The organism is Paenibacillus nasutitermitis, assembly GCF_014641075.1.
Lineage (GTDB): Bacteria > Bacillota > Bacilli > Paenibacillales > Paenibacillaceae > Paenibacillus_Z > Paenibacillus_Z nasutitermitis.
Genome location: NZ_BMHP01000009.1, coordinates 14,917 through 40,855, shown reverse-complemented (window position 1 = coordinate 40,855; position 25,939 = coordinate 14,917). Strand labels below are relative to the sequence as shown.

General features: G+C 51.5%; 20 protein-coding genes. 3 read left to right on the top strand and 17 right to left on the bottom strand.

The genetic code is table 11. The features are described from left to right. Positions 1-28 precede the first annotated feature (28 nt). From IEY46_RS32020 to IEY46_RS32010, 3 genes are all read right to left on the bottom strand, one after another. Positions 29-955 (bottom strand): AraC family transcriptional regulator, encoded by a 927-nt coding sequence (locus IEY46_RS32020; protein ID WP_188999224.1) that lies wholly within the window; start codon positions 953-955, stop codon positions 29-31. 74 nt (positions 956-1,029) lie between these two features. Further along, the gene (locus tag IEY46_RS32015) at positions 1,030-1,692 is read right to left on the bottom strand and encodes a peptide-methionine (S)-S-oxide reductase MsrA (protein WP_188999221.1); all 663 of its coding nucleotides are present in this window, start codon (positions 1,690-1,692) and stop codon (positions 1,030-1,032) included. Between the two features lie 34 nt (positions 1,693-1,726). Further along, a complete protein-coding gene (locus IEY46_RS32010) occupies positions 1,727-2,194 on the bottom strand; it encodes a cytochrome c biogenesis protein CcdC (RefSeq protein ID WP_188999218.1) in 468 nt (155 codons plus the stop codon). A 217-nt stretch (positions 2,195-2,411) separates the two neighbouring features. Between IEY46_RS32010 and IEY46_RS32005 the strand changes: the two genes are divergently transcribed. After that, a complete protein-coding gene (locus IEY46_RS32005) occupies positions 2,412-4,061 on the top strand; it encodes an SWIM zinc finger family protein (RefSeq protein WP_188999215.1) in 1,650 nt (549 codons plus the stop codon). Further along, positions 4,058-7,012, top strand: coding sequence for a DEAD/DEAH box helicase (locus IEY46_RS32000; RefSeq protein ID WP_188999212.1), 2,955 nt, complete (start codon positions 4,058-4,060; stop codon positions 7,010-7,012). Before IEY46_RS32005 ends, IEY46_RS32000 begins: the two co-directional genes overlap by 4 nt. Before the next feature lie 153 nt (positions 7,013-7,165). Here the strand turns inward: IEY46_RS32000 and IEY46_RS31995 are convergent, their stop codons facing one another. Further along, entirely contained in the window at positions 7,166-8,041 is an 876-nt protein-coding gene (locus IEY46_RS31995; protein ID WP_188999210.1) for an AraC family transcriptional regulator, read from the bottom strand. A gap of 162 nt (positions 8,042-8,203) precedes the next feature. On the opposite strand from IEY46_RS31995, the gene IEY46_RS31990 reads away from it, so the two are divergent. After that, positions 8,204-8,956 (top strand): phytanoyl-CoA dioxygenase family protein, encoded by a 753-nt coding sequence (locus tag IEY46_RS31990; protein ID WP_188999207.1) that lies wholly within the window; start codon positions 8,204-8,206, stop codon positions 8,954-8,956. Between the two features lie 239 nt (positions 8,957-9,195). On the opposite strand, the gene IEY46_RS31985 is transcribed toward IEY46_RS31990, so the two are convergent. From IEY46_RS31985 to IEY46_RS31925, 13 genes are all read right to left on the bottom strand, one after another. Continuing rightward, complete coding sequence (locus tag IEY46_RS31985; protein WP_188999205.1) at positions 9,196-9,810, bottom strand: DUF8426 domain-containing protein; 615 nt, start codon at positions 9,808-9,810, stop codon at positions 9,196-9,198. A 44-nt stretch (positions 9,811-9,854) separates the two neighbouring features. After that, a complete protein-coding gene (locus IEY46_RS31980; RefSeq protein ID WP_188999202.1) occupies positions 9,855-10,196 on the bottom strand; it encodes a DUF1801 domain-containing protein in 342 nt (113 codons plus the stop codon). A 109-nt stretch (positions 10,197-10,305) separates the two neighbouring features. Continuing rightward, positions 10,306-11,118: an alpha/beta fold hydrolase gene (locus IEY46_RS31975; protein ID WP_188999200.1), complete on the bottom strand. Its 813-nt coding sequence runs from the start codon at positions 11,116-11,118 to the stop codon at positions 10,306-10,308. A gap of 164 nt (positions 11,119-11,282) precedes the next feature. After that, positions 11,283-12,524 carry an MFS transporter gene (locus IEY46_RS31970; protein WP_229750686.1) on the bottom strand — a complete coding sequence of 414 codons (1,242 nt, stop codon included), beginning with the start codon at positions 12,522-12,524 and terminating at the stop codon, positions 11,283-11,285. A 55-nt stretch (positions 12,525-12,579) separates the two neighbouring features. Next, positions 12,580-13,971 (bottom strand): MATE family efflux transporter, encoded by a 1,392-nt coding sequence (locus IEY46_RS31965; protein WP_188999198.1) that lies wholly within the window; start codon positions 13,969-13,971, stop codon positions 12,580-12,582. Positions 13,972-14,225: 254 nt separating this feature from the next. After that, complete coding sequence (locus IEY46_RS36840; protein WP_268239554.1) at positions 14,226-16,004, bottom strand: S-layer homology domain-containing protein; 1,779 nt, start codon at positions 16,002-16,004, stop codon at positions 14,226-14,228. Between the two features lie 56 nt (positions 16,005-16,060). After that, positions 16,061-18,202, bottom strand: coding sequence for a hemoblobin-interacting domain-containing protein (locus IEY46_RS31955; protein WP_188999194.1), 2,142 nt, complete (start codon positions 18,200-18,202; stop codon positions 16,061-16,063). Between the two features lie 297 nt (positions 18,203-18,499). Continuing rightward, complete coding sequence (locus IEY46_RS31950; protein WP_188999192.1) at positions 18,500-20,254, bottom strand: methyl-accepting chemotaxis protein; 1,755 nt, start codon at positions 20,252-20,254, stop codon at positions 18,500-18,502. Positions 20,255-20,558: 304 nt separating this feature from the next. Further along, positions 20,559-21,236, bottom strand: coding sequence for a FadR/GntR family transcriptional regulator (locus IEY46_RS31945; protein WP_229750685.1), 678 nt, complete (start codon positions 21,234-21,236; stop codon positions 20,559-20,561). A 165-nt stretch (positions 21,237-21,401) separates the two neighbouring features. Then, positions 21,402-22,598, bottom strand: coding sequence for a trans-sulfuration enzyme family protein (locus IEY46_RS31940; protein WP_188999190.1), 1,197 nt, complete (start codon positions 22,596-22,598; stop codon positions 21,402-21,404). Between the two features lie 36 nt (positions 22,599-22,634). Then, positions 22,635-23,462 carry a carbohydrate ABC transporter permease gene (locus tag IEY46_RS31935; RefSeq protein WP_188999187.1) on the bottom strand — a complete coding sequence of 276 codons (828 nt, stop codon included), beginning with the start codon at positions 23,460-23,462 and terminating at the stop codon, positions 22,635-22,637. Position 23,463: 1 nt separating this feature from the next. Continuing rightward, complete coding sequence (locus IEY46_RS31930; protein ID WP_229750684.1) at positions 23,464-24,393, bottom strand: carbohydrate ABC transporter permease; 930 nt, start codon at positions 24,391-24,393, stop codon at positions 23,464-23,466. Positions 24,394-24,475: 82 nt separating this feature from the next. Further along, positions 24,476-25,813, bottom strand: a complete 1,338-nt coding sequence (locus IEY46_RS31925; RefSeq protein WP_229750683.1) for an ABC transporter substrate-binding protein — start codon at positions 25,811-25,813, stop codon at positions 24,476-24,478. Positions 25,814-25,939: the final 126 nt, after the last annotated feature.

The window sequence follows — 25,939 nt, the reverse complement described above, 5'->3', positions numbered from 1 at the left end:
ACGAAGCCCGGCTGACCGGTAATCGCTTTCATTTCTTCTGCGATGGCTCCTGAAGGTCCCCAAACATGCGGTTAAGCGGATAAGGCGCGTTAATGTCTCCGGTTGGAGCAAGATGCAGGCTCAGCAGGCGCGGATCGGCATGCCTTTCCTTGTATTTCGTGGCGCTGATTCCGACGACCTTGATAAACGCCCGGCTGAAGTATTGCTCGCTCTGGAACCCGACTTTATAGGCAATCTCCTTGATGGACAAATTATCCGAGCAGAGCATTTCACAAGCCTGGTCAATTCGACGCTGCAGCAGGTACTGCTTGGGAGACTGTCCCTGGTACTGCACAAACCTTCGCGTAAAATATTCATGCGACCATCCGGCAAGCTCCGCCAGCTCGCGGATAACTAGCGGCTCATGAAGATGCTCATCCATATAAGCCATCGCCTTCGTGATAACCATAGGAACCGTCTTGGCAGGTATTTCCTTCGCCACCTGCTCTGCAGCCGCGGCTGCGCCAAGCTCCCCCAGTATGGTGAGCAGCAGGGAGGAGATCCTTTCCCGATAATTTGCCGTCATGACACTGGCCAGATAAACCACATATTTGAGCAGAGCGGGAACATACGCAATGCCCTCCGCCCGGATATAGGCAGGAAGTCCGTCAAGGCGGCTTCCCTCCGGAAGCACGAAGTGGCAGAAGATATGGCGGATCGGCTTCCCGGAATCGAAATCATAATCATGGGTCTCACCCGGTCTTGTAAGGATAAAGCAAGGCTCATCGAGCGGGTATTTCACGCTTCCCGCCGTGTAGACGGACTTTGAGCCTGCGGGAAAATAGACGATCTCGTATTCCCTGTTTTTGCGCGGGCCCAGCTGCCAACCTCCACGGATCGTGAAATCTCCGCAAAGGTATAATCCAGGAAGCCCATTAAACATCGATGCGTCCAGGAATGACGACGTTTCCTTCATGCCCAGCCTCCTCCCCTGCCCCCATTATAGCATCCTGCGGCCAAGAGCTCCGGAAGGGATGCTCTTCTCCAGCCTTACCAGCGAATTTGACGAATCAGCCCCGTCATTCTCTCCCGGGTTTCCGGGTCAATGGGCCATTGCGGGAGTTCTTCGATGATGCGCTCCAGGCTCGTATAGCCTTTGGCCAATCCGTTCAAACGGGCGGCAAGTGTGGAATGGACTCTGTCTTCCGGGGATGGATAGAGGAGGCTCAGCTTTTCAATAGCATGCGAGTATCTTTTCAAATAATATTTCTGATGCTTGTCTTCAGCTGGATAAAACGCGGACAAAGGGGCCACTTCCGTATCCGGCTCCGATTTCCCCTGTTCCTTCCGTTTCGCAAGCACCTGCCGGATGGCTTCCTCCTGCTCCCCATCATCATAGAGCAGCAGGGATTTATACTGCGTTCCCTTATAATCATTGATGTTCGCCGGATTATGTGAATCCCAGAACAGATCCAGGATGTCCTCGAACGCGATAATAGCAGGATTAAAGTCGATGCGGACCGTTTCCGTATGATCCCCCATATGGCGGTAAACCGGATCAACCGAGGTACCGCCGGCATACCCCGTCCGCGTTCTGACGACTCCGGGCAAATGCCCAAATAAAGCGTCCGGATTCCAAAAACAACCCATTCCGAGCGTGACCGACCGAATTTCCGCCTGTCCAAAAGAAGGTCCGTCCACCTTTTCCCGCATATTCAACCGCTCCCAACGATGATTATATCAACCTCTAAGCCGCGCGCATTCTAAGGATTCTTCGAAATTTAAGATAAGATACGATTCGCCAAGGGATGATGTATGAGAACGCGACCACCATAAACAAAGCGGCCAAGGACTGGGGATCGATCATGGACAAATAGCTGCGAAGCGTGAAGCGAATGGCCAGCACGGCCAGAAATGCAATAATAAAACCCATATTCTTCTTGGCATAAATGTGGTTATCCCCGCGAATTTCATAGCTTGTCGTCCAGATCAGCGGGATGGACAGCAGCAAACCGAGCGCTGCGGATACGATCCACTCGTAATAAGGCGCATGGACCTCAGGGCTGAAAATAAGGAAAAAACCAGGGAGCATGTACAAGACCGGAACCAACAGTCTGCTGCCATTCCCGCGAATCGGGCGGTAGAAGCTTCTGGTCCGCCTCCAGAGCACCAACCCTGCTACCAGAATAACAATAACATAAAACGAATTATTCATCTTTCCACCACTTTCGCTAGTATCACCGTTCCCCACCTGATATCCAGGCAAGCATTAATTATTCTCCATCTCCCCTTTATTCCCTTCTTTCCTGTACATTCTTTATGTTTAGCCACCCGGAAGGACCTTCTTTCTCTTCTTTATTTGCTATACCTGCTATAATAATGAAGATGGATTTCAAGCCCAAACTACCATCCTTTCAGGAGACTTACCGCCTATGAAACCAACCTCTACCATAGATGAAGCGCAGTGGCAGCAGCTTATAATAAATACGGCCCAATGTTTTGACGACATTACCATCAAACGCGGATTTCAATATTTCAAGCAGCAGCGTGTTCAGGATTTTAATAGGTCAGACGACTCCCTTATCCGGGCAGTAGTGGCAGGGGTCGAGGAGTACCTCGTGGAGATTGACCTCCGAAGCTTGCGGGCGAGCACTTGCGATTGCCCCGTGCAGGGCAGCTGCAAACATATGGTGGCCGTTCTGCTGGAGTACGCCGAGCGAAGCAACCGCCCGGTCCAGCCACTGGTCAATGCCAAGTCCATGGCGCAATCCGGGCAACCGCCGAAAGCTTCTTCACCTGCCGCAGCTGCCTCCCGCGCTTCTGCTGAAGCCCGTAAACAAGAGGCGCAGAACAAGGCCAAGCTTGAAGAACAGGCACGCCAGATTCCAGATACGCCGGTCTTAGAGTGGTACAAGCTGTTTGCGCTTTGCACCGCTCCTCTGGACCATACGACTTATGACCATTCCTATGTGCAAACGGCATTGCGTTCTATCGGCGGCATCAAGCCTCCACTTTCCCCCTTGCTGGACAGGCTGTTTAATCTTCATGCCTTGCTGTTTGTTCTCAATCAGGTGACAAGGGAACGGCAGAACCAATGGACTCCTTATTTCAGAGGCTTTCATACCTACACGGCCATTGATGATTTAAAAGCAGCCATCAGCAGCAGCCTGGAAGAAGAGCTTGCTCTCGATAATGATCCGGACCCGTGGGGACGCATTGCCGAAACGCTGGCTCTACTGCGCGATGCAATGGTAAGCCAGCCTTATAAGCTCCATCACCATTTTGAATACTATGACCGGATGTGGAGAAGCTGGCTTCTTCCGAATATGGACGACCCGGGCACCATGGTCGAGGAAGAGCTGCAGCAGCTGCAGCCGGATGGGAATAAGCCGGGTACGGCTTTATCCCGGGTTCCACAAATGCTCGCCCGGAGCCGGATGTTTTATTTCCTCGGTAGGGACCCCGAAGCCTGGGCCTTGTTGAAAGAAGCCGCCGATGAAACGGATGTCCTTGCCTCCGATTTGTTTGCGTATCTGGATGAGCTGCAGCGGTCCGGCCAGTGGCAGCGGCTGGCCGATTGGCTGGCGGAGACCGGCCCTCTTCTGAACAGCTTTGAGTATGCGGTACAGACTGCATACCAGAACTATTGGAATGCGGTGTGTGAGCAGCTGCCGGATCAGGAATCCTCGATGTGGCAAACCCTCGCGGGCATGCTTCCGTATTCACGAACCGTGTACGAAGAGAAGCTTCTGGAGCATGGCAAATGGCAGCTGTGGATGGATTATACGCTCAGTTCCCGCAGAGAGCCGCTGGAATTCCGGGTCAGCTCACTTGCGCCGATAGAGAAAAACGCCCCGGAGATGCTCCTGCCTTTCTATCACCAGGCCGCCGAGAGATATGTCAGCCAAAAAAATAGAGACAGCTATAAAGCGGCGGTAAAACTGCTTAAGCGGCTGGCCAAACTGTACAAAAAAATAAAGCAGGAGCCGCGCTGGGAACAATTCATCAGCGCCTTCGCCGAGCGCCACAGCCGGCTGCGGGCGCTGCAGGAAGAGCTGCGGAAAGGAAAATTGATCTCATGATTGCCAATACGGAAACCATCACGGTCCAGATCAGCTTAAGCGCTTATGGGGATGCGCTGATCTACGGAACGGGAGGCACCCGGGATTATCTGCCTGGAATGGCCTTGAAGCATTTATTATTCGCCTGGCATGAAGCATCCTTCTACGGCACCGATCTGGCCATTCAAACGATACAGGAGGTGGAGCTTGTGCTGCTTCCGGCCGAGCATGTCATCCCCTTCTTTGCGGAATGCAAGCTTCTTGACCATATTGAATGGGTGTGGGAGGGTGATGCGGCCCGGCTGGTTGAACTCGCTCCCCCTCTTGCGGCCTGTCTGGAGGAAAAGAAAATCATTCCCGACTTCTCCGCCTTCCAGATGGGCAAGCTGCGCTGGACCTGGGATGAAGAAGCGCTGAATAGAGAGAACCGGCCGAGGCTTAAGCTCGCCGGTTCCTCCGACGGCTTCGGCGGCGGACTTCGCGCTTCATTCTCCGCTGCCGCATTCAGCCGTTATTATGCAACGGAAACGGCGGCAGCCGATCTACGCCGGGAATTCCCGCTGCTGTTTGCCAAAGACGACCCGGCTGCGCAAGGCCTGGATGAACGGGCATGGCTGATTGCGGTCGGCTGGAAAGCGGATACCGCTCCCTTCCGTCCGATGCTGCAGCTGCTGGAACCGGCCGATGAGGAGGATACGCTGTGGCGTCTTGGCCTTGTCCTGCAGGACAAGGAAGATCCGTCCCTCCTTATGCCCGTGCGGCTGACAGAAGACGGCGAGGCACAAGGCTCATGGCCTGCTGCCTGGTCGGCCCCTATCCGCGAGCGTTCAGCCGGGTGGCTGGAACGCCTGCGGATGATTCTGCCTGCCGGGCGGCTGGCCGGCGGCAGCGAAGATATATTGGGCAGCCCGCTGGATGACGAAGCAGCCTGGCATTTCCTGACGGCGGCCAGCGACCGTCTGCTGGATGCCGGCTGGCAGGTGCTGCTTCCTGCATGGTGGGATGCGGCCAGCCGGAAGAAACCCCGCCTCCGCGCCAAGGTCCGTTCCGGCGCAGGCGGACAAGGCAGCAGCGGCGGATCCTTGTTCGGACTGGATTCGCTGGTCGATTTTGACTGGCGCATCGCAATCGGCGACACGGATCTCACAGAAGCCGAGTTCGCGGAGCTTCTCGCCCGCAATGCGAGGCTGGTCCGCTTCCGGGGACAGTGGGTCCCCCTCGATCCCGCCCTGCTTGCCCAGATCCGCAAGCTTATGATGAGTGTCGTCCATCAAGGCCTGTCCTTCCAGGATGTGATGCAGCTGCACCTGCTGGGCAGCGCAGATGATGCGGCAGGCGGCGAGGCCGGGGAACGGCCGGAAGAAACGCAGCGCGTGCGGCTTGAGGTGGAGCTGAGCGAGCAATTGAGCACGCTCATCGGCCAGATCAGCCAGCAGTCGCAGTGGCCTTCCCTCCCGGTTCCTGATGCCTTGCAGGCCGAGCTGCGCCCTTACCAGCATGACGGCTACGCATGGCTTGCTTTCCTGCGCCGCTTCGGACTCGGCGCATGCCTTGCCGACGATATGGGCCTGGGCAAAACCGTGCAGTTTATTGCCTATCTGCTGCATATCAAGGAGACGGAAACCGCTAAGACGGGCAACTGGCCATCTCTGCTTATATGCCCGACCTCGGTTATCGGAAATTGGCAGAAGGAGCTCAGCCGCTTCGCGCCGCCCTTGCGCGTACTGCTTCATTATGGCGGCAGGCGCCTTGGAGGGGACGAGTTTGAAGCCGCGGCCAGGGAAGCGGATATTGTACTAACCTCCTATGCCACCTCAACCCTGGATCAGGAGCTGCTTCAATCCTTCACCTGGGCGGCCGTCGGACTGGATGAAGCCCAGAATATTAAGAATGCCCAGACCAAGCAATCCTCGGCTGTCCGCAGCTTTCCTGCCCGCCACCGCATCGCGCTCACCGGAACGCCAATCGAGAACCGGCTGTCCGAGCTTTGGTCCATCTATGATTTCATCAATCCCGGTTATTTGGGCACGCCGCGGGGCTTCAGTGAGCGGTTCTCCAATCCCATTGAGAAGGAGCGGGATGAAGAACGCACCAAGGAGCTGCAGAAGCTGGTCAAGCCCTTCATGCTCCGCCGGAAGAAGAAGGACCCGGCCATCTTGCTTGACCTGCCGGATAAGAACGAGATGAAGACCTATATCCATCTGACAGCCGAGCAGGGTGCCCTGTATGACCAGGCCGTGAACCAGCTGATGGAACGGATGCTGCAGCTTGAGGGCATTGAACGCAAAGGTGCCATTCTCGCGGCGCTGACGCAGCTTAAACAGCTCTGCGACCATCCGATGCTGCTGACGAAGGAGCCTCTCCCGGATGCAGCCGCAGCCAAGTCCGGTCAGCTCGACACGGAGACCCTGATCAGCCGTTCCTCCAAGCTGGAGCGCCTCCTGGCCATGGTCAAGGAGCTGCGCGAGGAAGACGAGCGCTGCCTGATTTTCACCCAATATGTCGGCATGGGACAGCTGCTGCAAATGGTGCTGCAGCAGGAGCTTCAGGAACCTGTGCTTTACCTGAACGGCAGCACCTCCAAAACCGCGCGCGACCGGATGATCGACCAGTTTCAGTCCCGGACTCTTCCGCTGGATGAACAGCCGAATGTATTTATTTTATCGATCAAAGCCGGCGGAGTCGGCCTTAATCTGACGGCGGCCAACCATGTTTTTCATTTTGACCGCTGGTGGAACCCCGCCGTCGAGAATCAGGCCACCGACCGTGCCTACCGGATGGGCCAGACGAAGGATGTTCAGGTACACAAGTTCATCTCACTCGGAACGCTGGAGGAGCGTATCGATGAAATGCTGGAGAACAAGCAGCAGCTCAGCGATAATGTGATCACAAGCTCCGAAGGCTGGATCACCGAGCTATCGACAGATGCGCTGAAGGATCTGTTTACGCTGCGGCGGGATTGGATGGGGTAAATCGGTTGTCCCCTGGAGAGGATCGTCATTATAGCCCGGCAGAAGGGACTATATTCGACGCATGGCCAGAAAAGCTGCTTGCCTTTAAGCGGTTGAATCATTAATAAGGTGGATTATTCATGATCCTAATGATCGCAGGGTTAGACACAGATGCTAATCGGGGGCCATCTCCTTTCGGATATAACGCCCCCGGTAAGCGGAGGGAGACACACCGTAATAGGCGCTGAACTGCCTGGAGAAGTGATGGATAGTCGAATATCCATGGGAAGCGGCGATATCGGAAATGGATCTCGTGCTTTCGATCAGAGCCGCTGCCGCCTTTCTCATCTTCATCCGCGTTTTATAGGCTTGTGGCGCCATGCCCGTCATCCGTTTGAACAGGGTGCTAAACTGCGTATTGCGCAGACCACAGTCCGCCGCCCAATCGGCTACCGAAGCCACCTGCAGGTCCGGGTCCCCCTTCTCCAGCCGTTCCGACAAACTGGCGATTCTCGGATCGAAGGAGGTCTGCTTCGGAAGAAGGCTCAGCTCCAGGAGCAGCGCTTGCAGATAGAGCCCTGCAAGCTTAATCCCCTCTGATTGCCCGGCCGCATAAAGGTCATAAGTCCGCACGAACATTTCAGAGAGCATGGGGTGATGCCGGAGCGGCAGGACGACCGGCATCTCGTCAAGCTCGGGACATGGAAGCATGCGGACCAATTGCCCCGGATCCACCTGATGATAAGTAACCAGCGGATTGTCCTTGCCCGGTGCCGGATTCCACAAATCGCAATAAATATTGTAGGTGACGAACAAATGCGGCTCCTGCGTGTCGAACGTATGGAGCTCAAGAGGCGGAATGCGGATGAAATCGCCTTTGCGCACGGGATAAGGCTTGCCTGCGATCGTGATAACGCCGCGCCCCTCGGCTATATAATGGAAGGCGTAGCAATACCCGGTGCGGTCCCTTTCTCCGGCATTTCTCTCTTTGGGAAACAAATAATAATGACCCGCATAAATAAACGGCGTCATTGTGGAAAGTCTGGGCATTCCGCTCCCCTTCCCGTTCTCATCAGGCATCCTGGTTAATTTACCGTTGAAAATGATAAATTCCCGCTGATTATCCGAAATACAAGGTTCGCCCGATCATGATAATATTTTGTCGTGGATTACTTGTATTCTATCATTGATGACAAGGGGACGGGATGAAAAATGGGTAAATACGACGGGTATTTGGAAGCCTTCTACCGTGACGGCTTCGTCAAAATCCCCCAGGTTCTAAGCCCGGAAGAGGTTCATACGCTGCGGGCGGCTGTGGAAGGCGCATTCGAGGAACCGGATGACGGTTATGGTGGAATCGTTCGGGTTAAAATGTTCGAGCGCGGCAATATGTTTCTCGACTTAATGGATAAGGACGGCGTTATCGAATTCGCCGAGGCGGTGCTCGGAGCAAATTGTCATGTCGTGGCTGTTAATGCTGTCCGCAACCCCAAGGGCGCGGGCATAGACACCTGGCATGTGGATGAGGATTTGTTCTTCCCGATTCCCGAAGGCAGCGAGCTCGACCCCGCCATCCGCATGCCCGTCTTCAAATTCACGTGCAATTACTACCTGGTCGATGTCGACGAAACGAAAGGCCCGACTCAGGTCGTTCCCGGTTCCCATCGAAGCGGTCAACACCCCCAGCTTGTCGATGGCGTGCCGGATTATAAAGGGCAAGGTCCGGTTTCCTGCACCGGCAAAGCCGGCGATCTCATTATTTTCAGCGGCCAGACCTGGCATCGCGGCGCAAGGAATGAACATGAGCAGCCGCGCGTCGTGCAGCAAATCACCTATGGACGCCGCTGGGTGTCGCAGCGTTTCTACCCTTTCCTGAATTACAAGCTGCCCGACCAGGTTTACGAGGCGGCCAATCCGCGGCAGCGCAGACTGCTTGGCGAACATCCGCGCGGGCCTTACGGCTGATTGACCCATTGCCGCCAAAGCCCCACCGAAACGGCGGATCCGTTCACGTCCGAATCGCCGCCGATACACATAACAAAGGTGACTTCAGCTCGTAAATGAAGTCACCTTTTTCATTTCCGGGTTCCAGCACCGGGTACGGCCCCCTGGCCCTCACTGTGCGGCAGTTGCATGACGGGTCAGCGACCGCATGCCGCTTGATATTATGATTTCACTCCGTCCGTACATCAATGGATGAATCATCATTTGGCATATTGCAAAATGGCGATCGCCGCCCGCACCCGGCGGTCGGCATCGTCGCTTTGCATCGCTTCCTGCAGGACTTCGATGGCCCGCTGAATCGTTTGGGTATCGACGTGTACCCGCCCGGTTTCTTCCTCGGATTTGGTTGCCCAGCCTTCGAACTGCTCCTGTGAAAATGGCCTGTCAAACCGCGATATCGTATCCGGTCTAAGCAGAAATTGCTGAAGCTCCTTGTTCAGCTCCTCCCGCTCAAAGCTCTTCAACCAGGTAACGCCGCGCCGGTGATGCAAGCTTGTCTCCTCTGTGCCGGCAGGATGAAGGTAATAATAGTCCCCCAGATCACCCAGGTGGACCCGGTCTTCATCCATCATGAGCAGATAATCCCCGTCCTTCATCTGATGGCAGAACATCATAATCTCTTCGAATCGGATGAGCTGCGTATGCTCCTCCGCTTGATTCAGATCCATCTGTCCCAGAAGATGCAGGATATGTTCCCCGCTCATATTCTCCGCATTTCCGATGCCCGGCCAATCCATTCCCACGTAATTCTCCCTCAGGAACTCCGCCGTACGACCGGCTCCCTGCAGACCCGGTTTGAATTGATAAATATGCATCCGAATGTGCCCTCCGTTTGAAACAGATTGGATGTCCATTGCACTTAAAGGGCGCTTGAAGCCTGGCTCAGCCATGTCCCCAACTGTCCGGCATCCATCGTATCCCCTTTGCGCAGCTTCAGTGTTTTTCTTTCCTCGGGACCGTCAAACATGCCTTCCGGAAGCTCCAGCCCGGCGGCATGAAAGATTGTAAAGCTGACCGCATCCTTCGAAGTCGAGATGACCGCGGCGTATTTGCCGTTTTTCAAAAAATGGGGCTTCTTATACTGCATGCGTTCCTGCACATCCGGTACAGCCTGATGGACAACCCCGCGCAGACTTGCGGCAAGCTCTCCCTGCCAGGGTTCCTTTAAGGCTTCAATAAAGTCGGTGATTTCCTGATTCATTATGCATACTCTCCTTTAGTTATGTAATGGTTAATAAAAAAGACTTGCTTGCAGCTGCCGAAGAGACGGCCCGCAAGGATCGGACGCAAGCCGGCGAATTGGATTTCCGCTAGCGATTGCCCATAAAGAATGCTGTTAGCTCAGAAGAAATAAGCTTCGTATCGAGCTTTTTGGTATGGCCGAGTCCCTTTTTACTCAGCAGCTGCGCATGGGGGAGAACCTTCGCAAGCGCCTCTGCACCATGACGCAGCCCTGACGGGCTCTCCGTGCCTTCGAGCACCAGCGTTGGCATCGTGACGGACGTCCACATGTCGGAAGACAGCGGCTTTCCATCCATAAATCCATCCAATAACGCTGCATCATAGGGGAGCGTGTGGGCAACGGCCATGAGCCTGGACCACACACCGGGCATCATCCGCATCAGGCTGACAACAAATGAAGGCGCCCCCATGCCCTTGGTCATAAAGTATTTGATGGCCTCGGCCCGGCGGTTGGCGGCGATAAGCTCCGTGACATGCATGACGAAATTCTCCGGCGGCTTGCGGTCCACAGCCTCAACCACAAAGGGAGGTTCATGCAGGGCCAATTTTGCAATGCCCGCTCCCCCCGCTGCTGCAAGCAGGGCAAGAGCCGCTCCGGATGACAAGCCCCACACATAGGCGGAGCCGCCCGTTTCCTCAATCATGGCCTGAAGGTCCTCGATCTCGCGCGCTGTCTCATAAGAGAGCGCGTCCGAGCTATCGCCGCGGCCGCGGCGGTCGTAATTGTAGACCGTAAACTGCTCTGACAACCGGCCTGCCAGCTCCACCTGCCCCGGAAATTTTCTGTAGCTAAACGCACCCGCTACCAGTATGAGCGCCGGCCCCTGGCCAACTTTATCATAGACGATCCTGGTGCCGTCCTTGGAATGTACGTCGTACATCGTTCTGCCTCCTTTGCTGCTGCAGCCATCATGAAGGGATAAGGGATAAGATGATGGTCCGGATCCCTATTTTCACTCGACTATCCGGGCCTCTACATAGACGACGAACGAAGGACGACAAAATCGACATCGCCGCAAAAAAAATTTTAATTCCGGCTTATAAGCTAAACCGGCGATTCTGCTTTGTTTTTCGGACGAAATCCAAAACCCAGCAAAGCAAAACCAAGAAACGCGGCGCCCAGGAATAGAAAGATGCTGTGGACAGATACATAACGCATACCGTAACCGCCGAGAGTCGGGCCCAGGATGCTCCCCACGCTAAAATGAATGGAGGCCACGACATTGGCCGCAGGCAATATGGCCCGGGGCAAAATATCCGCCGCATACGCAAGGCCAAGGGAATAGAATGATCCGATGACCCCGCCGGCTATCGCGAATAAGAGGAACAGGAGCAGAACGTTGCTTCCTGCGGCAGGTATGACGAAGAATGCTAATGAGCCTACTGCTGCGCAGCCTATCAATACCGGCTTTCGCCCAATCCGGTCGCTCCATAGACCAAGCGGCAGTTGGAGAATCAGGCCCCCTGCGCCGAATGCCATTAACAGGAGGGATATCCAATGCTGATCCAAATCAATCCGCAGGCCATACAGCGGGAAGCTGCTGTTCATGGATGCTTCCATTAATCCATACAGAAGACCGGGTATGAGCACGAACCACGCGAGGCGATAGGTGGTCACGAACCGGTTCTGATCCGCAGCTCCTTTCGCAGGCCGTTCGGGGATCTCGTTCTTCATCCTCACGACAAGCAGCAGCACAATAAAGAAGAACAGACCGGATACAAGGAACGGGACTGCCCTCCCAAACGGGAGCAGATTAATGCCAAGCGGCCCCAGACTGAAGCCAAGTCCATATGACATGCCGTACAAAGAGATATATTTTCCCCGCCTGTTTGCAGGGCTGGAACTCACAATCCATAGCTGGGTTGAATAATGGAGCGCGCTGTCGCCTACGCCAACCAGCAGCCGCAACACGAACCAGACGGTCAGCGAATGGGTGAACGGGAACAGGATATTCGCACAGGTGACCAGTATCATGCCAGCTAAAATGACTTTCTTGTAACCAAAACGCATAACCGGCTTCTCCACAAAGAACATCGTGCAGAAAATTCCGATATACATGGCTGCTGAATTTATACCGTTCCTATCCGATGAGACACCGGAGTCTTCCAGCATGATGGACAACAGCGGCAGCAGCAGTCCCTGGCTCATTCCAGCAACGACGACGACCAGCAGCAACGTATTCAGACGATGACGGAAAGCAAGGGACTCTGAAGCGATAACACCTGATGACAAACCTGCTGCACTCTCCTTGCCTTGGTTATTGTTCTCATTTCTGCTTTTACACATTGTTAACCTTGACGAGCAAGTATAACAAGCGGTGATCCTTGCCATGACCGTACGCTCAATCAATCAAACGGTGCCGGTACCATTTCTTCCCTGTAAACCTCCAGAGGAAAATCGCGCCGCGCACGCCCCATTCACAGTTCATTGCCAACCAGACGCCGATAATGCCGAAATGCAGCACGATGCCCAAAATATAACCAAGCACGATCCGAAACAGCCACATCGAGAGCATGGCCGTGGCAGATGTGAATTTCGAGTCGCCCGCCGCCCGCAGCGCGGATGGCATAATAAAGCTGATCGCCCAGAGCGGGACTTGCGCAATTAAATTAATCAGGACAATCGTGAATATATCATCCACAATCTCCTCAGGAGGATGGAACAGACTGACAAGCGGGCCAAACAACGGGAGAATGATCAATCCCATAATCACAAAAGAAAAGGAGGCCAGCCAGAGAAACGACTTTGTAAATTTCCGGGCATCCTCAATATTTCGCCTCCCCATACATTGACCGACCACCGTAATGAGCGTAATGGACAACGCGCTGGCGGGAATTTGGGACAAGCCGGCGAAGGAAGCGCTGATGGCATTGGTCGCGATGGCGTAAGTACCCAGGCTGACGATGAACGTCTGGGTTATAATTTTCCCCCCATTAAAAAACATCTGCTCCGTTGCAAAAGGAAGTCCGACAAACAGGATCCTTTTGAGCATGCCCGCTTGAAGGCGAAACATATCCCGGATTTGAACATGCAGGTTGGTATCCATTCGCACCAGGAAAATAATCGCGCAGGCCGCAGCCAAATATCTCGAAACATTCACTGCGATAACCATGCCATGGACACCCATATGAAAACCATTGATCAGCAGCAGGTTCAGGAGCACATAAGAAAAGTTCATGAACAGCGACAATGCAAGCGAGGCCCTCGTCTTCCCGATCCCCCTGAGCGCGCCGCAAACCGCCTCCACGACAGCAATCCCCACGTAGGAAATGCTGCTGCCGACCAGATAAATTTTGGCATTGGCAAATACATCCGAAGAAGCTCCTCCGAACAAAATCGTCAACGCCGGTTGATGAAAGATAATAATAAACAGACTGATGCACAAGGCCAGCAAGGAAACCGAGGTGACGGAACTGGCCGCAGCTTTGGAAACCATCAAATCATTGCCGTTTCCCTTATATTGCGCAACCACCACCGTTCCCCCGGTCGACACGGCGACAAAAACGCTGATTAGAAAAATATTAAGCGAATCGATCATATTAACCGCGCTGATCGCCGCCACACCCGAGGAGCTGATCATCGCGGTGTTCATCAGACTGAGAGAAACGATGAAGGCCTGATCGATCAGAATCGGGAAAAAAAGGGCGATAATTTGACGGTAATCGATAGATTCTCCGGATAGATGCCTGTCAAGAAAGCTTTGCGTCCTGACACGCAGTTTTGCCTGATTCACATCATCACATTCTTTTTTTGGATTTCAAAAAAAGCTCTTCAACGAAGAGCTTTGCTTATCTAATGTCAGACAACAGGCAGCAAAAGGAACAGAATCCGCCCCAGAAGACGGCCAATAAGGCTCGTCCATAACCGGAATAAAGACTTTAGATCGATGGTACCACCGGAGCTTAAGGTCTGTCAACGCAAACAGACGGCAACAAAAAGAGCTGAAGGCATCGCTTGCCTACAGCTCTTTTTTATACATGAATAGATTTAGTTGATGAAATCTGCAAACTGCAGCAATCGTTTGAGCATAACCGTCGCTTGAGCGCGGCTGGCATTCGCTGCAGGAACAAAAGTCTTGTCCGTTACACCGTTAATAATTTGGGCTTCAACGGCTTGAGACACAGCCGATTTCGCCCAGCTGCTGATCGATGCCTGATCCTTGAATACAGACAAGGCAGCGCTGGATGACGATGTTTCCATTTGCTTGCCTGCAGCGCTGATGGCTCTTGCCACCATAACCGCCATTTGCTCGCGCGTAATCGGAGCATTCGGCTTGAAGCTGTTATCGATGAAGCCTTCAACCAGCTTCGCTTTCACAGCCGCTCCTACCGAACCTGCAAACCAATCGGTTGATTTCACGTCCTTAAAGGAGACTGCAGCGGCATCCGCTGTTAAGCCCAAGGAGCGGACCAGCAGCGCAGCGAATTCTGCACGTGTAATATCCTTGTTAGGCACAAACGTTGTATTGGTAACCCCATTAACGACCAGCTTGGAGGCGAGCAGCTCAATGTCTGCTTTAGCCCAATGCTTCTCAACGTCCGCGAATGTTTTTGGAGCGGAAAGCACGGTGTAGATACTATTCCCGTTACGCTTGAAGGTAATCTTGTAGGTGCCGTCCGCTTGTTTAACAAACAGGGCGGGAACAAATGAAAATTCACCTGTAGCTGGATCATAGAGAACGACTGTCGATGTTGCTCCATCCGGAATAGCGGCTATAATGGATCGTTCTACATAAGTGGTCCCAAAGCTATTGATTTCGAACGTTTGGCCATTTCCTTCGGCAAACACAAAATATTCCATAGCGCTTCCGATCTGGGAAGCAGAAATACCTTGTGCGCTGGCTTTAATTCGGGCATTGATGTCGGCATTGGCCGTAGCGATTAAGACCTGAATGCTGATGTCGGCTTGGGCAGCACCCAGCTTTTGCGCGAGTGCAGCCAAATCGATCAGGCGAACAGGCAATGAATATTCCCCATCATTCGATTGGAGCGAAATGATGATGTCAGGGGCTGCTTTCGCTGCAGCAGCAAGCACCGAAGCTGACAGGTTGAATTTGACGCTCTCTCCCGGCTTGTTGTTGAAGGAAACCGAGATGATGGGTGCGTCGCCCTGGTTATCCTGACCTGCCGCTTTGGCCAAAGCTGCAGCAAGCGCCGCATCGTCTACCGTAACGATGTTCGTTATCCGGCCATCGGCTCCTGTCGTTTGGCTCACCACAAATTTGCTCGGGTCCACCGTAACAACCGGCGCTTTCGTTTGCGGCGGGGTTACGGGCTTACCTGTCTCGACGGGTGCTTGCGGACCAACGGGACCAATGATGACGGGTCCAGGTGGATTAACTACCGGTGGCGTAACCGGCGGCGTTACGGGTGGCGTAATGGTGCCCGGAATCTCGGGTTCCGTAGGACCCGGCGGTATTACGGCCGCGGTAACAACAAGATCCTTGGTATCCACTTGATTGCCCTGACCTGCGGCTACCTTATAGGTCCCGGCAGGCTCTGTACGCGGAAAGGTGAACGTACTTGAAAATGTTCCGTCTACAACCTTCGTAATATCGTAGAATACCGTTCCGGCTTGATCCGGACGCAGTATCTGAATAATCACTTCATTTAACGTGGAGGTTCCCGAAACGGTAACGGATTTGCCTTGTTCTACGGAAGTGACGGGATTCAGCGTAACCGCCGCTGAAGCGGCAAATACCGTTACAGGTACTAACGTTAAACAAAGCGCCAGAATTAACATAACACTCAACCTGCGTAATTTCACTTGGACGTTCCTCACTTTCAGTTCTTCTTCGTTAGCCACGGGCGATAATATCCATTCTAATAATCATTTAAAATATATTCGACAGCACGTTCCAGTTCATTCTGCTTCAAATCCAGTTCAAGCTGGGTCACTTGCTTGGCCATATTCATGCCAATATTCGTCGTATCCGCATCATATTTACTAACAATGAAGGCGCGGACCGTATACGCTTTGCCGGCTGTTTCCTTCACATTGAAATTAGCCGAATACGTGCCCGTGTTCATTTTCAGTTTAGCTGATACAATACTCACCGGAGTATCTCCGTCCATCAGTTGGAAAACTACGGATTGTGTTGGCGTTATCCTTAACCCCGCGGGGTCGATATAAGCTGAGATATCCATATTCAGTACATTTATTTTTGCCGTAATGCCATTTTCGTTTGTTACTGCAGGTGCAGTCATGTAGAAAACTTCGGATGATTGTTGTGCGCGAGCGAATATAGATTTCGTATAAAAGGCCGCTCGTTCGCTATAACCCTCTGCAAGAATAATAATTTCATATACGGTACCTTTTTCAAAGATGCCTGGAACAATGGTAAGCTTGCCTGCCGTCAAGGCGTATTCCGAGCTGGTTAACGTTCTTGCATAGCCATTTTCACCTTGAATTTTAATTGTTCTTACTTTGTTTCTCCACTCTTCATTGTCTTCGAATGCCAATTCACTTGCTTCATTACTGAAGAGATATCCTGTAATATCAGGAACATTGAAGCCAATCACACTATTAAATTCCGGGAGCTGCATGTTATGGTGTCCATCCATAAAGGCACCTTCCAGGATTTTAAGGGTAACGGTGCCGCTCTTCTTCATGTCATGAAAGATAATAACCATTCTGTTGTCCTGTAAGGTCACGGTATCCCGCGGATCCAAATCCGTGAAGGTTGTTCCATCCGTCGAAATTTTAATTTTGTCCTGCAGGTGTGACACGTCATCTTCATCCAGGGTTTGATCTAATAAATTACCTTCAAATTCCAGATTCAGCCAACGGCCATTATGAGAGAAGTAGGCGTAATTGAAATAGTCCTCCCAGCCTTCAACAGGGTAAACACTCCCACCAATCCAATATGTGTAAACGTTGTTTGCCATATCTTTAATGGAATTAGGAGCAATTTGGATATAACCGATCTCGCTTCTGCTCATGGAAGTTTTGAATTCAATCATCAGGCTACGGCCTGAGAATGTCACCTTTACATCCTCTTCAGACTGTTGACCCACGTTCACATAGTTTTCCGTGGTAGGGTTATAGTATTCGATGAAATTCCGGATACTACCTGGTTCCGTGATATTGCTCTGAATATCTTCATCAAATACAATATTGAGGGTGCGGTTGGAATTTGAAAAATAAACCCTTTCCCATTCTGGCGCTTTATTATCTACGTTCGCATGGACTTGAATAGGCGCACTCATAATCCCATTTCCCTGAGTATTTCCAAAACTGTCCTTTAGGGCGCCGCCGTTTATCGAAATCAGATTATTAGCCCCTGAGAGTGACTGGTTAAAAGTGATAACAAGCTTCCCGGATACAATCGAAGCGGTACCTAAATTGGAAGACAAGTATTCTCTATAGGAGTCTACGCCATTTCGTGATAAATAGATGTTTTGTGCTAAATTATAAATATTGTATTCTTGTAATTCGTTTTGAAAAGTAATCGTAACGGTCTTATTGTCTGCGCTGATCTCGGTGCCTTGAATAACCGGCGGAGATACATTGAGAATCATCTCTTCATTTAAATCGTCGCTGCTTGTCACCAGTGCACCAGCCGCTATTTTAATTTTTGTGTTCTGAGTTGGCACAACCGGTATATTATTATCATAATAGATGTTAATATATGACGAATTTTGGTAAATCTCGCTATGTCCTGGCAACGCTTCGAAATTCACGCCATCCGTGGCAATCGTAATTTTATTTTTCAGGAAGGTATATCTTTCTTCCTCATTTAAAGTATTGATACTGAAATTGGAGCTGAAATATAAAGATAATTCGTCACCATAGTTGTTAGATCCCGTATAAACGGGAACAAAATAGCCTGGCGCAGCTGAAGCCTTTGTTGAAATCGCCAAAGCCGTAACCACCATTACTCCCATTAACAAATAAAGGGAAACCTTACGCAGCATGGTTCTTCCCGCATTGTCTACAGCCGTCATTGCTTTTGTTGTACTCATCGTCTTTGTTGTCACTCCTCTTATAGTTGTCCTTGCGTGCTCCGAATTTCGTTGTTTCCCGTCCGCCCCCCGATATCCGAAAAACACGACATTGACACTAACTGTAACGTAAAACACCCTGAGAAAATAGTGAGTGTTGTCATCATTATTGTCATATGACAAAAATTAGAGAGTGATTAAATGACCGTCGGGCGATCATGCTCCTATGATCAAGTTAGCACCCATTCCTGATAGGAGACATGTCCTAGATACCTGACAAAAAAACCTGGCCAATGTGACCAGGTTTCTTATGGCATTCTACAGTTTGAATTTGGCTACTGCCGCTTCCAGACCTGAGCTTCTTTTCTTTAACAGCTCATTGGCGTCAGCGATTCTTTTGGCTGCCTCCAGCTGATGGATGGACATTTTTTGGATGGAATCCGTTTTCGCTTCCGTTGCTTTAGAGATTTGGGATATTTGCTCTACCGATGCGGCAACTTCTTCGGAACCGGCCAGAATTTCCTCGGAGGCTGCCGAAATCTCCTGAATCTGATTATTTACGAGAATGAACTGATTCATCGTGTGATCAAACAGGGTTTCCACCTGGCCTGCCAGTTCGGTTCCTTTGTTCATTTGGCGGCTGCCCTCCGACATCCTCTCGCCAATATGAACGGACTCCAATTGGATCTGCTCAAGCAGTGAGGTAATCTCTCTCACGGAATGGGAAGAAGCCTCCGCAAGCTTGCGCACTTCACCGGCAACGACAGCGAAGCCCGCCCCTTGCTCACCCGCTCTGGCAGCCTCGATAGAGGCATTAAGGGCCAGCAGCTTCGTTTGGTCGGAGATGATCGTAATCGAATCAAGTACCGGCGCAATCGATTGCATGTAGGAATGGAGAACCTGAACCGAATTAGTCGTTTGCCTCGCAACTTCGGAAATATAATCAACCTGCTCTCTCAACGAATGGATCGAGTCCCTGCCCTGCGCAGCGGTTTCCATGGCTTCGCTGGAAGCATAGGAAACATTCGTTGAAGCTTCGGCAGCCCGTTGGATTGCTGCCGCCATTTCCTGCATCGCATTTGCGCTTTCCTCTGCCCCTGCGCGTTGATGATGCGCTCCTTCAGCCATTTCTCTTGCGGACTGCTCAAGCTGCATGTTTAAGGACAGCATCTGATCCGCTTCAGATCCAAACTGATTGGTCGATTGAATGATGCTTTGCGCGGTCACCGACATATCGCGGATAACATCTTCGAGTGTGGTGCCCAGCCTTTCAATCATTTTGATCATGGCGGAATAGGCTTGACCGATTTCATCATTGGAAGCACCTTTCAGGGTACTTAAATGAGTCTTCGCTTCCGCCACATTGCCCTGCGCCATAGCCTCTGCCCCTTTTACAATCATTCCCAAGGGCCTCAGAGCACGGGCTATAAACCAGACAATCAGCATAAACACCAGCAAGGTAAGTATTCCCATTATTATAAACAAAGGTGTATTCTTATCGATGAGTTCCCGATAGATGGAATTGGATACCGATACATCCGTATCGATCCCCAAAGCTCCGATTATCGTTCCCTCCGCATTGCGAAGAGGTGCATAGGATGAAATATAATCGCCATACTCCGGGTTATGAATAAGGCCCGTTTTGGCCGATTGCCCTTTCAATACCACTTCTACCGCCTCTTGCGGCATATCGGTTGCTTCACCGATGGGCGAAGCGGACTCCGATCCTTTTGGCTGGCCGTCGATAAGAATAAAGGGCTGGCCTTTCTCATCGATTGTCACCGTATATACGTATAAAGCGCCGATCTGTAACCGATACTGATTCAGCTCTTCACGAAGACTCCAATATAAATCGTTCTCCTCTGCATCCCCCAAGTAATCCTCATAGGATTTCAAGTCGAATTGACCGGCATAAGCCTCTGCGATATGGATGCTGAATTTCCCAATGGCTTCTTCACTTGCCTTCTTGATGTTCTGGATCTGTATGTATAGAAGAGCTGAGGATAAGAGAATGAGGATAGCCAAAATACTGACAGACAGCTTTAATACCAAACGGCTCTTAAATATAAACATAAACCCCGTACTCCTTTGAAATTGTTTGCGGACAACTCCTAATTCGACAAATCTTGATGATTCCCTGCATCTTTTGGATTATATTTCATTTTGGACATGAGACCTGGGTCCCCCTAAATACCGCAAGCAAAAAAACCGGTCTGAGCCAGGCCGGTTTCTTCATTTATTTGGGTGGAGACGAATCATCGCTGAACAGCCAGCTATTCGCCGCCAGTTTATGCTGTGGCTATGTTACTGAATGTTTATGATTGTGGATATCGGAGGGAATTCAATAGTGCCCCAAGCTCGAGCCTTCGATCACAGATTAATAAGTTCGGATGATACTCTCGATGCAGTCCATAAGTTTGTTGAATTCGGCCAGCGCCAGCTCCGGATTGTGAGCCGCGATCGCCTCGAACATCGTGTGATGATAAGGATATGTCTCGTCGAACAGCCTTTGTTCGCCAAGCGGTTCGTTAAAAAACTTCTCGTACATGGCCGATATCGACTCCAGCACGCTGAACAAGATGGGGTTGGATGCCGCTTTCATAATTCCGCGATGGAAGGCCAAGTCGATTTGACCGGTTGGTTTACCCGATTCTTTCAGTCTCGCATATTCATCCAAGCATTCCGTCAGTTCAACAATCTGCGCCGGAGTAATCCGTTTGGCCGCCAATTCGACCGCCTTCCCCTCCAGCGCCCGGCGCACATCCAAAATCGAAAGCAAAAACCGCTTCTCGTTTTCAACCTTGATTTTGCCAGCAAAACGATAAGTGCCTACGTCACGGACATAAATTCCTTTTCCATTGACAACCGTGATCACCTCGATCGCCTCCAGGTAGCGCAGTGCTTCACGAAGCGAAGAACGGCCGACCCCGAACATATGCGTCATGGCCTCAACCGAAGGCAGCTTGTCTCCTTCCTGCATTTCCTTCTCCTCAATAAAATTCTGAATCTCCTGTGAGACCAATTCATGCATCGTTTGTTTTTGAATTTTTGCCACTATCGCCCCACACCCCCTTATCAAGCTCTGTTATTTCCTTCATTGAACTGGAACCCCACAGATGAAAAAAATATCCATTTATTACTATTATTAAAATAGCTTACTCCACCAGGAGGAGAATAGACAACCCTTTTTCGCCCCCTCCTGGAGGGGCTGATAGCCGCATTAATCGGCGGCTGATGCTATGTTACTGTCAGCCGCCGAGACGGCTGCCCAGGCCTGATCCAGATCAAGGATCAAATCGGACACGCTTTCCAAACCGATATGCAGACGGATCAGACTTCGGGCTTCCGACGTACAAGCGTCGTTGGCCGGATTGACCGTAACGAGTGATTCGAAGCCGCCCCAGCTTACGCCAATTTTGAACAGCCTGAGCCTGTTTGCCCACTGCCGCATCTGCTCCGGCGGCTCGGCTGATTCGAACGAAAACAGTCCGCTGGAGCCGTTCATTTGTATTAAGCCAAGCTCATGCTGCGGATGCGAAGCAAGTGCGGGATGGTTGACCTGCAGGACATACGGCTGGCCGGCCATATGATTCGCAACCGCCAGCGCACTGCGTTCATGCCGTTCCATCCGCAAGGGCAGCGTACGCAAGCAGCGGGTCAGTTGGGCTGCCGTATTCGCTGTCATGATACCTCCGATCAACATATATTCATCCTCGGCAATCCGGCTTACAAGCTGCCCGGAGCCCAGCACCACTCCAGCGACACTGTCGCTTTGCCCGGAAATATACTTGGTGACGGAATGGACTACGAGATCGATGCCCAGCTCCAAAGGCCGCTGGAAGATGGGGGTCGCCCAGGAATTATCGACAATCGTCACGATCCCCCGGCTGCGGGCAAGCTGGGCACAGGCTGCTAGGTCCTGCAGCTGGAACATCATTGAGGTAGGGCTTTCCAGATAGATTAGCTTCGTTTCCGGCAGCAGCGCTTCACGGATATTATCCACTGAACGTCCGTCGACCATGGTCGACTTGACGCCAAAACGCTTCAAGTAACGGTGAACAAACTCTCTTGTCGGACCGTATGCCTGATCCACACATACGATGTGGTCACCCGTCCTGACGACAGAGAAGATCGCAGCCGAGATTGCGGCCATCCCCGATGCGAAGCATTTCGCCATTTCAGCATGTTCCAGTTCGGCCAGTTTATCCTCTAAATACCGGACGGTGGGATTATTCCCCCGTGAATAAACGTGATGTGACTGTGAGCTCTGCGTAGCCTGCTGGAACTTGTCGTACGTTTCAAAAGCGAACAAACTTGTTTGATAGATCGGAATATTAATCGATCCATGATGCCGTTCATCGACAGCATCGTGAGCCGCCGATGTGTACTGCCATTCCCGGTCATTCTGCTTGGTCATCGTTTATGTTCCTTTCCTTATCCTGCAATCTGCCGATTAACCCTTGACCGCACCCTGCGTCAATCCTTCAACAATAAAACGCTGCGCAATGGCGAATAAGGCGATGGTCGGGATGACCGACAAGACGGTGCCGGCCGACATCGCGCCCCAATCGACGTCGAACTTCATGACAAATGAATTCATTGCAACTGGCAGTGTCTTTAGCGATTCATTATCGATAAACATGACCGCCATGAACAGCTCGTTCCAGTTCTGCACGAACGCGAAAATGAAGGTTGCCGCAATCCCGTTGAGCATGACCGGCATGATGACGCGAATAAGGGCCGACATGCGGGAGCAGCCGTCGATCATCGCCGCCTCCTCAAGGCTGGACGGAATCCGTTCGAAAAAACCTTTGAGCAATATCGTCGAAAACGGGATCAGGCCAACCGTGTACATCAACACAAGCGAGATTCGCGTATTCACCAATCCAAGCTTGGTCATCAGCAGATAGAGCGGCGCGAGTGCAACAAAGCCGGGAAGCATCTGTGTCAGGAAGAAGCCCAGCATAACGTGACGGTGGCTGCGGAATTTGAACCGTGCCAGCACATAGGCGCTGAGAACCGCAATGCAGACGACAATCGCGGCAGCGCTGAGCGAGACCAGCAAGCTGTTGCCGATATAGATGTGAAACTTTGAAATTTTGATAATGTTAATGTAGTTTTGAAAGGTCAGATTAGTTGGCCAATATTTCAACGGGAAGGAGAAAATTTCTTTTTGCGGCTTCAGCGACGTGATGACGATCCAATAGAGCGGAAATACCATCACAATGAAATAGAGAGTCATCGGGATGACCTTAAAACTTTTCAATAGATGTCGCTTCATGTTAGAAATCTCCTATCTTCTCTGATCTAGTCACCGTTAAATAAAAGATCGTGTAGAGCAGAAGGATACCGATCATGACAATTCCGATTGCCGAAGCAGCGCCGTAGTCGCCGCCATACATAATTTTGTCCAGCATAAGTGAAGACAATATATGAGTCGAGCCGGCGGGCCCGCCATTCGTTAGCCCGTATATAATCGATGGATCGTTGAATATCCAGATCGCCCGCAGCAGCGTTGTCGTAATGACGGTTGGCATGATGAAGGGCAGCGTAATGCTGAACAGCTTGCGAATACTGCCCGCCCCGTCCATGCTTCCCGCTTCATACAGCTCCGACGGAACCGACTGCAGCGCCGCTAGCAGCATAATGGCAAAAAAAGCGATTCCATACCAGACATTCGCGGCTATGACCGAAGACATCGCCCAATCCGGATCAGAGAGGAAACCGATCCGCTCTTTAATAAAACCGGCGCGGATCAGCAAATCGTTGATGACCCCGATCTGCGAGTTGAACATCCATTTCCAGATCAGGCCGATCAGAAATCCGGACAACGCCCACGGATAAAAAACAAAGCCCTGAAAAATTCCCCGCCCGCGGAACTTCTTGCTTAACATAAGCGCGACCGACAACCCGATCGTAAATTGCAAAATAAGCGAGATAAACACCCAATACAGGCTGTTGATGGAGGCGTGCTTAAATTTCGGATCGCTGAAGATGCCCTTGAAATTGTCGAGACCGATGAAATGGACGTTGGTCAGGTCGAAGAGCTGATAGTTTTGAAACGCCATTATAATGCCCCGCAAGAACGGATAGTACGTAAAGATCAGTACCAGCACTAGCGTCGGCAGCAAACTGAAAAAGATGAATCCGCTGGGCGAATTACGGAAGCTCGCCCGCATTCGTCCAATGAAGGAAGGATGATCATCTTTCATGAAACACACCACCTTATCAGGAATGAAATGGTAACGATGGGTGGCTTGCCTGCCACCCACCGTCCTTTTATTTATCCGCTTCTTACTTTAAATTTGCTCTTTGGTCGGCCCAGAATTTATCCCATTTTTTCAACGTGTCATCAACGGTAGCAGCGCCCAGCAGCAAGGCTTGACCCGCATCCATCGCAACTTGGCCCCATTGGCCGGTACCCGGATATTTTGTATTCGCTTTCAAGTTAACGAATTCATCCGGCTTGCTGGCCATATCCAGCAGCGATTTGTACATATCCGTTTGGAAGAACGGATCGCTGCTTGCTGTCGAATGGATGGGAATGAGTGCTGTCTCTTTGGCAAAATACGTGTTTTGTTCCGGACTCGACAGGAATGCGATGAGTTTAAACGCCTCTTCCTTATTCTTCGAATATTGGGTGATGCCCCAGCCGCCGCCGCCCGTTGCCGTAAACGCCTTGCCGCTTGGACCTTTTGGCATTGGAGCTGTGCCAATCGTGTTGACATCCATTTTTTCTACCAGCGCCGGAATAGCGTCAGGGTCTTGAAGCAGGATGCCCGTGACTCCGGATGTAAACGCTTGCACTTGTTCCTGGTAGCCCCAGTTGATGGAGTCTTTCGGCGAACCTTCTTTATATAATTTCACATAAAGCTCCAGCGCCTGTTTGGCTTCCGGAGTGGAGAACATCGTCTTGCCGTCCTTCAGGAACATCGAATCATCATGATCGATATTATCGAAGTTCTGATTCAGAATGATCGTATCCGGAACGCCGTTAGCTCCTGCCCCGCCGCGGAACGAGAAGCCATAGCGGTTCTTGCCTGGATCCGTCATTTTGATTGCGGCTGCCACCATCTCTTCGTAATTCGTTGGAGGCTGAATGCCTAATTCCTGGAACCAGTCTTTGCGGTAGAACATTTGACGCTGATACATGCCGTTCGTGATAAAGTAAAGATTGTCGCCAAGCGTAGCCACCGATTTTGCCACATCGACTTCAGTAGCGAAATCCGCCCAGTCTTTCACATAATCATTCAGAGGCTCCAGATAGCCATTATTGGAAAATTCGGAAACGGTGAGGTCGCGCACTTCGAGCACGTCCAGATCCTGCTTCGCTCCAAGAATCGTCTTGATTTTGTTGTCGGCCTGGTCAAAAGGAGGGGAGATCAATTCAACCTTGATATTCGGATTGGCTGTTTCGAAATCGGAAATCATTTTCTTCAATACAGTTGTCCGGGCGGGGCTGGTCAAGCTTTCGATCATCCGTAAGGTAACTTTCTTGTTTGAGCTGCCTTTGTTGTCCCCGCCGCTGCTTGGCGAGTTATCTGTGTTACTGCCGCAGCCTGCCACAACGCCCAGGAGCAGAGTACCTGCAAAAGCGCCGAACAACATCTTTTTTGCTTTCTTTGCCGCCATTGATATAGCCTCCTTTTTTTAAAAAACAGACCCACTAACAATTAGCTTTTTCCTCTTCTCATCATCCAAGCATATACTCCGCCTGTCTGATGGGTTCATTGTAAATGAAAGCGCTTTAATTGACAA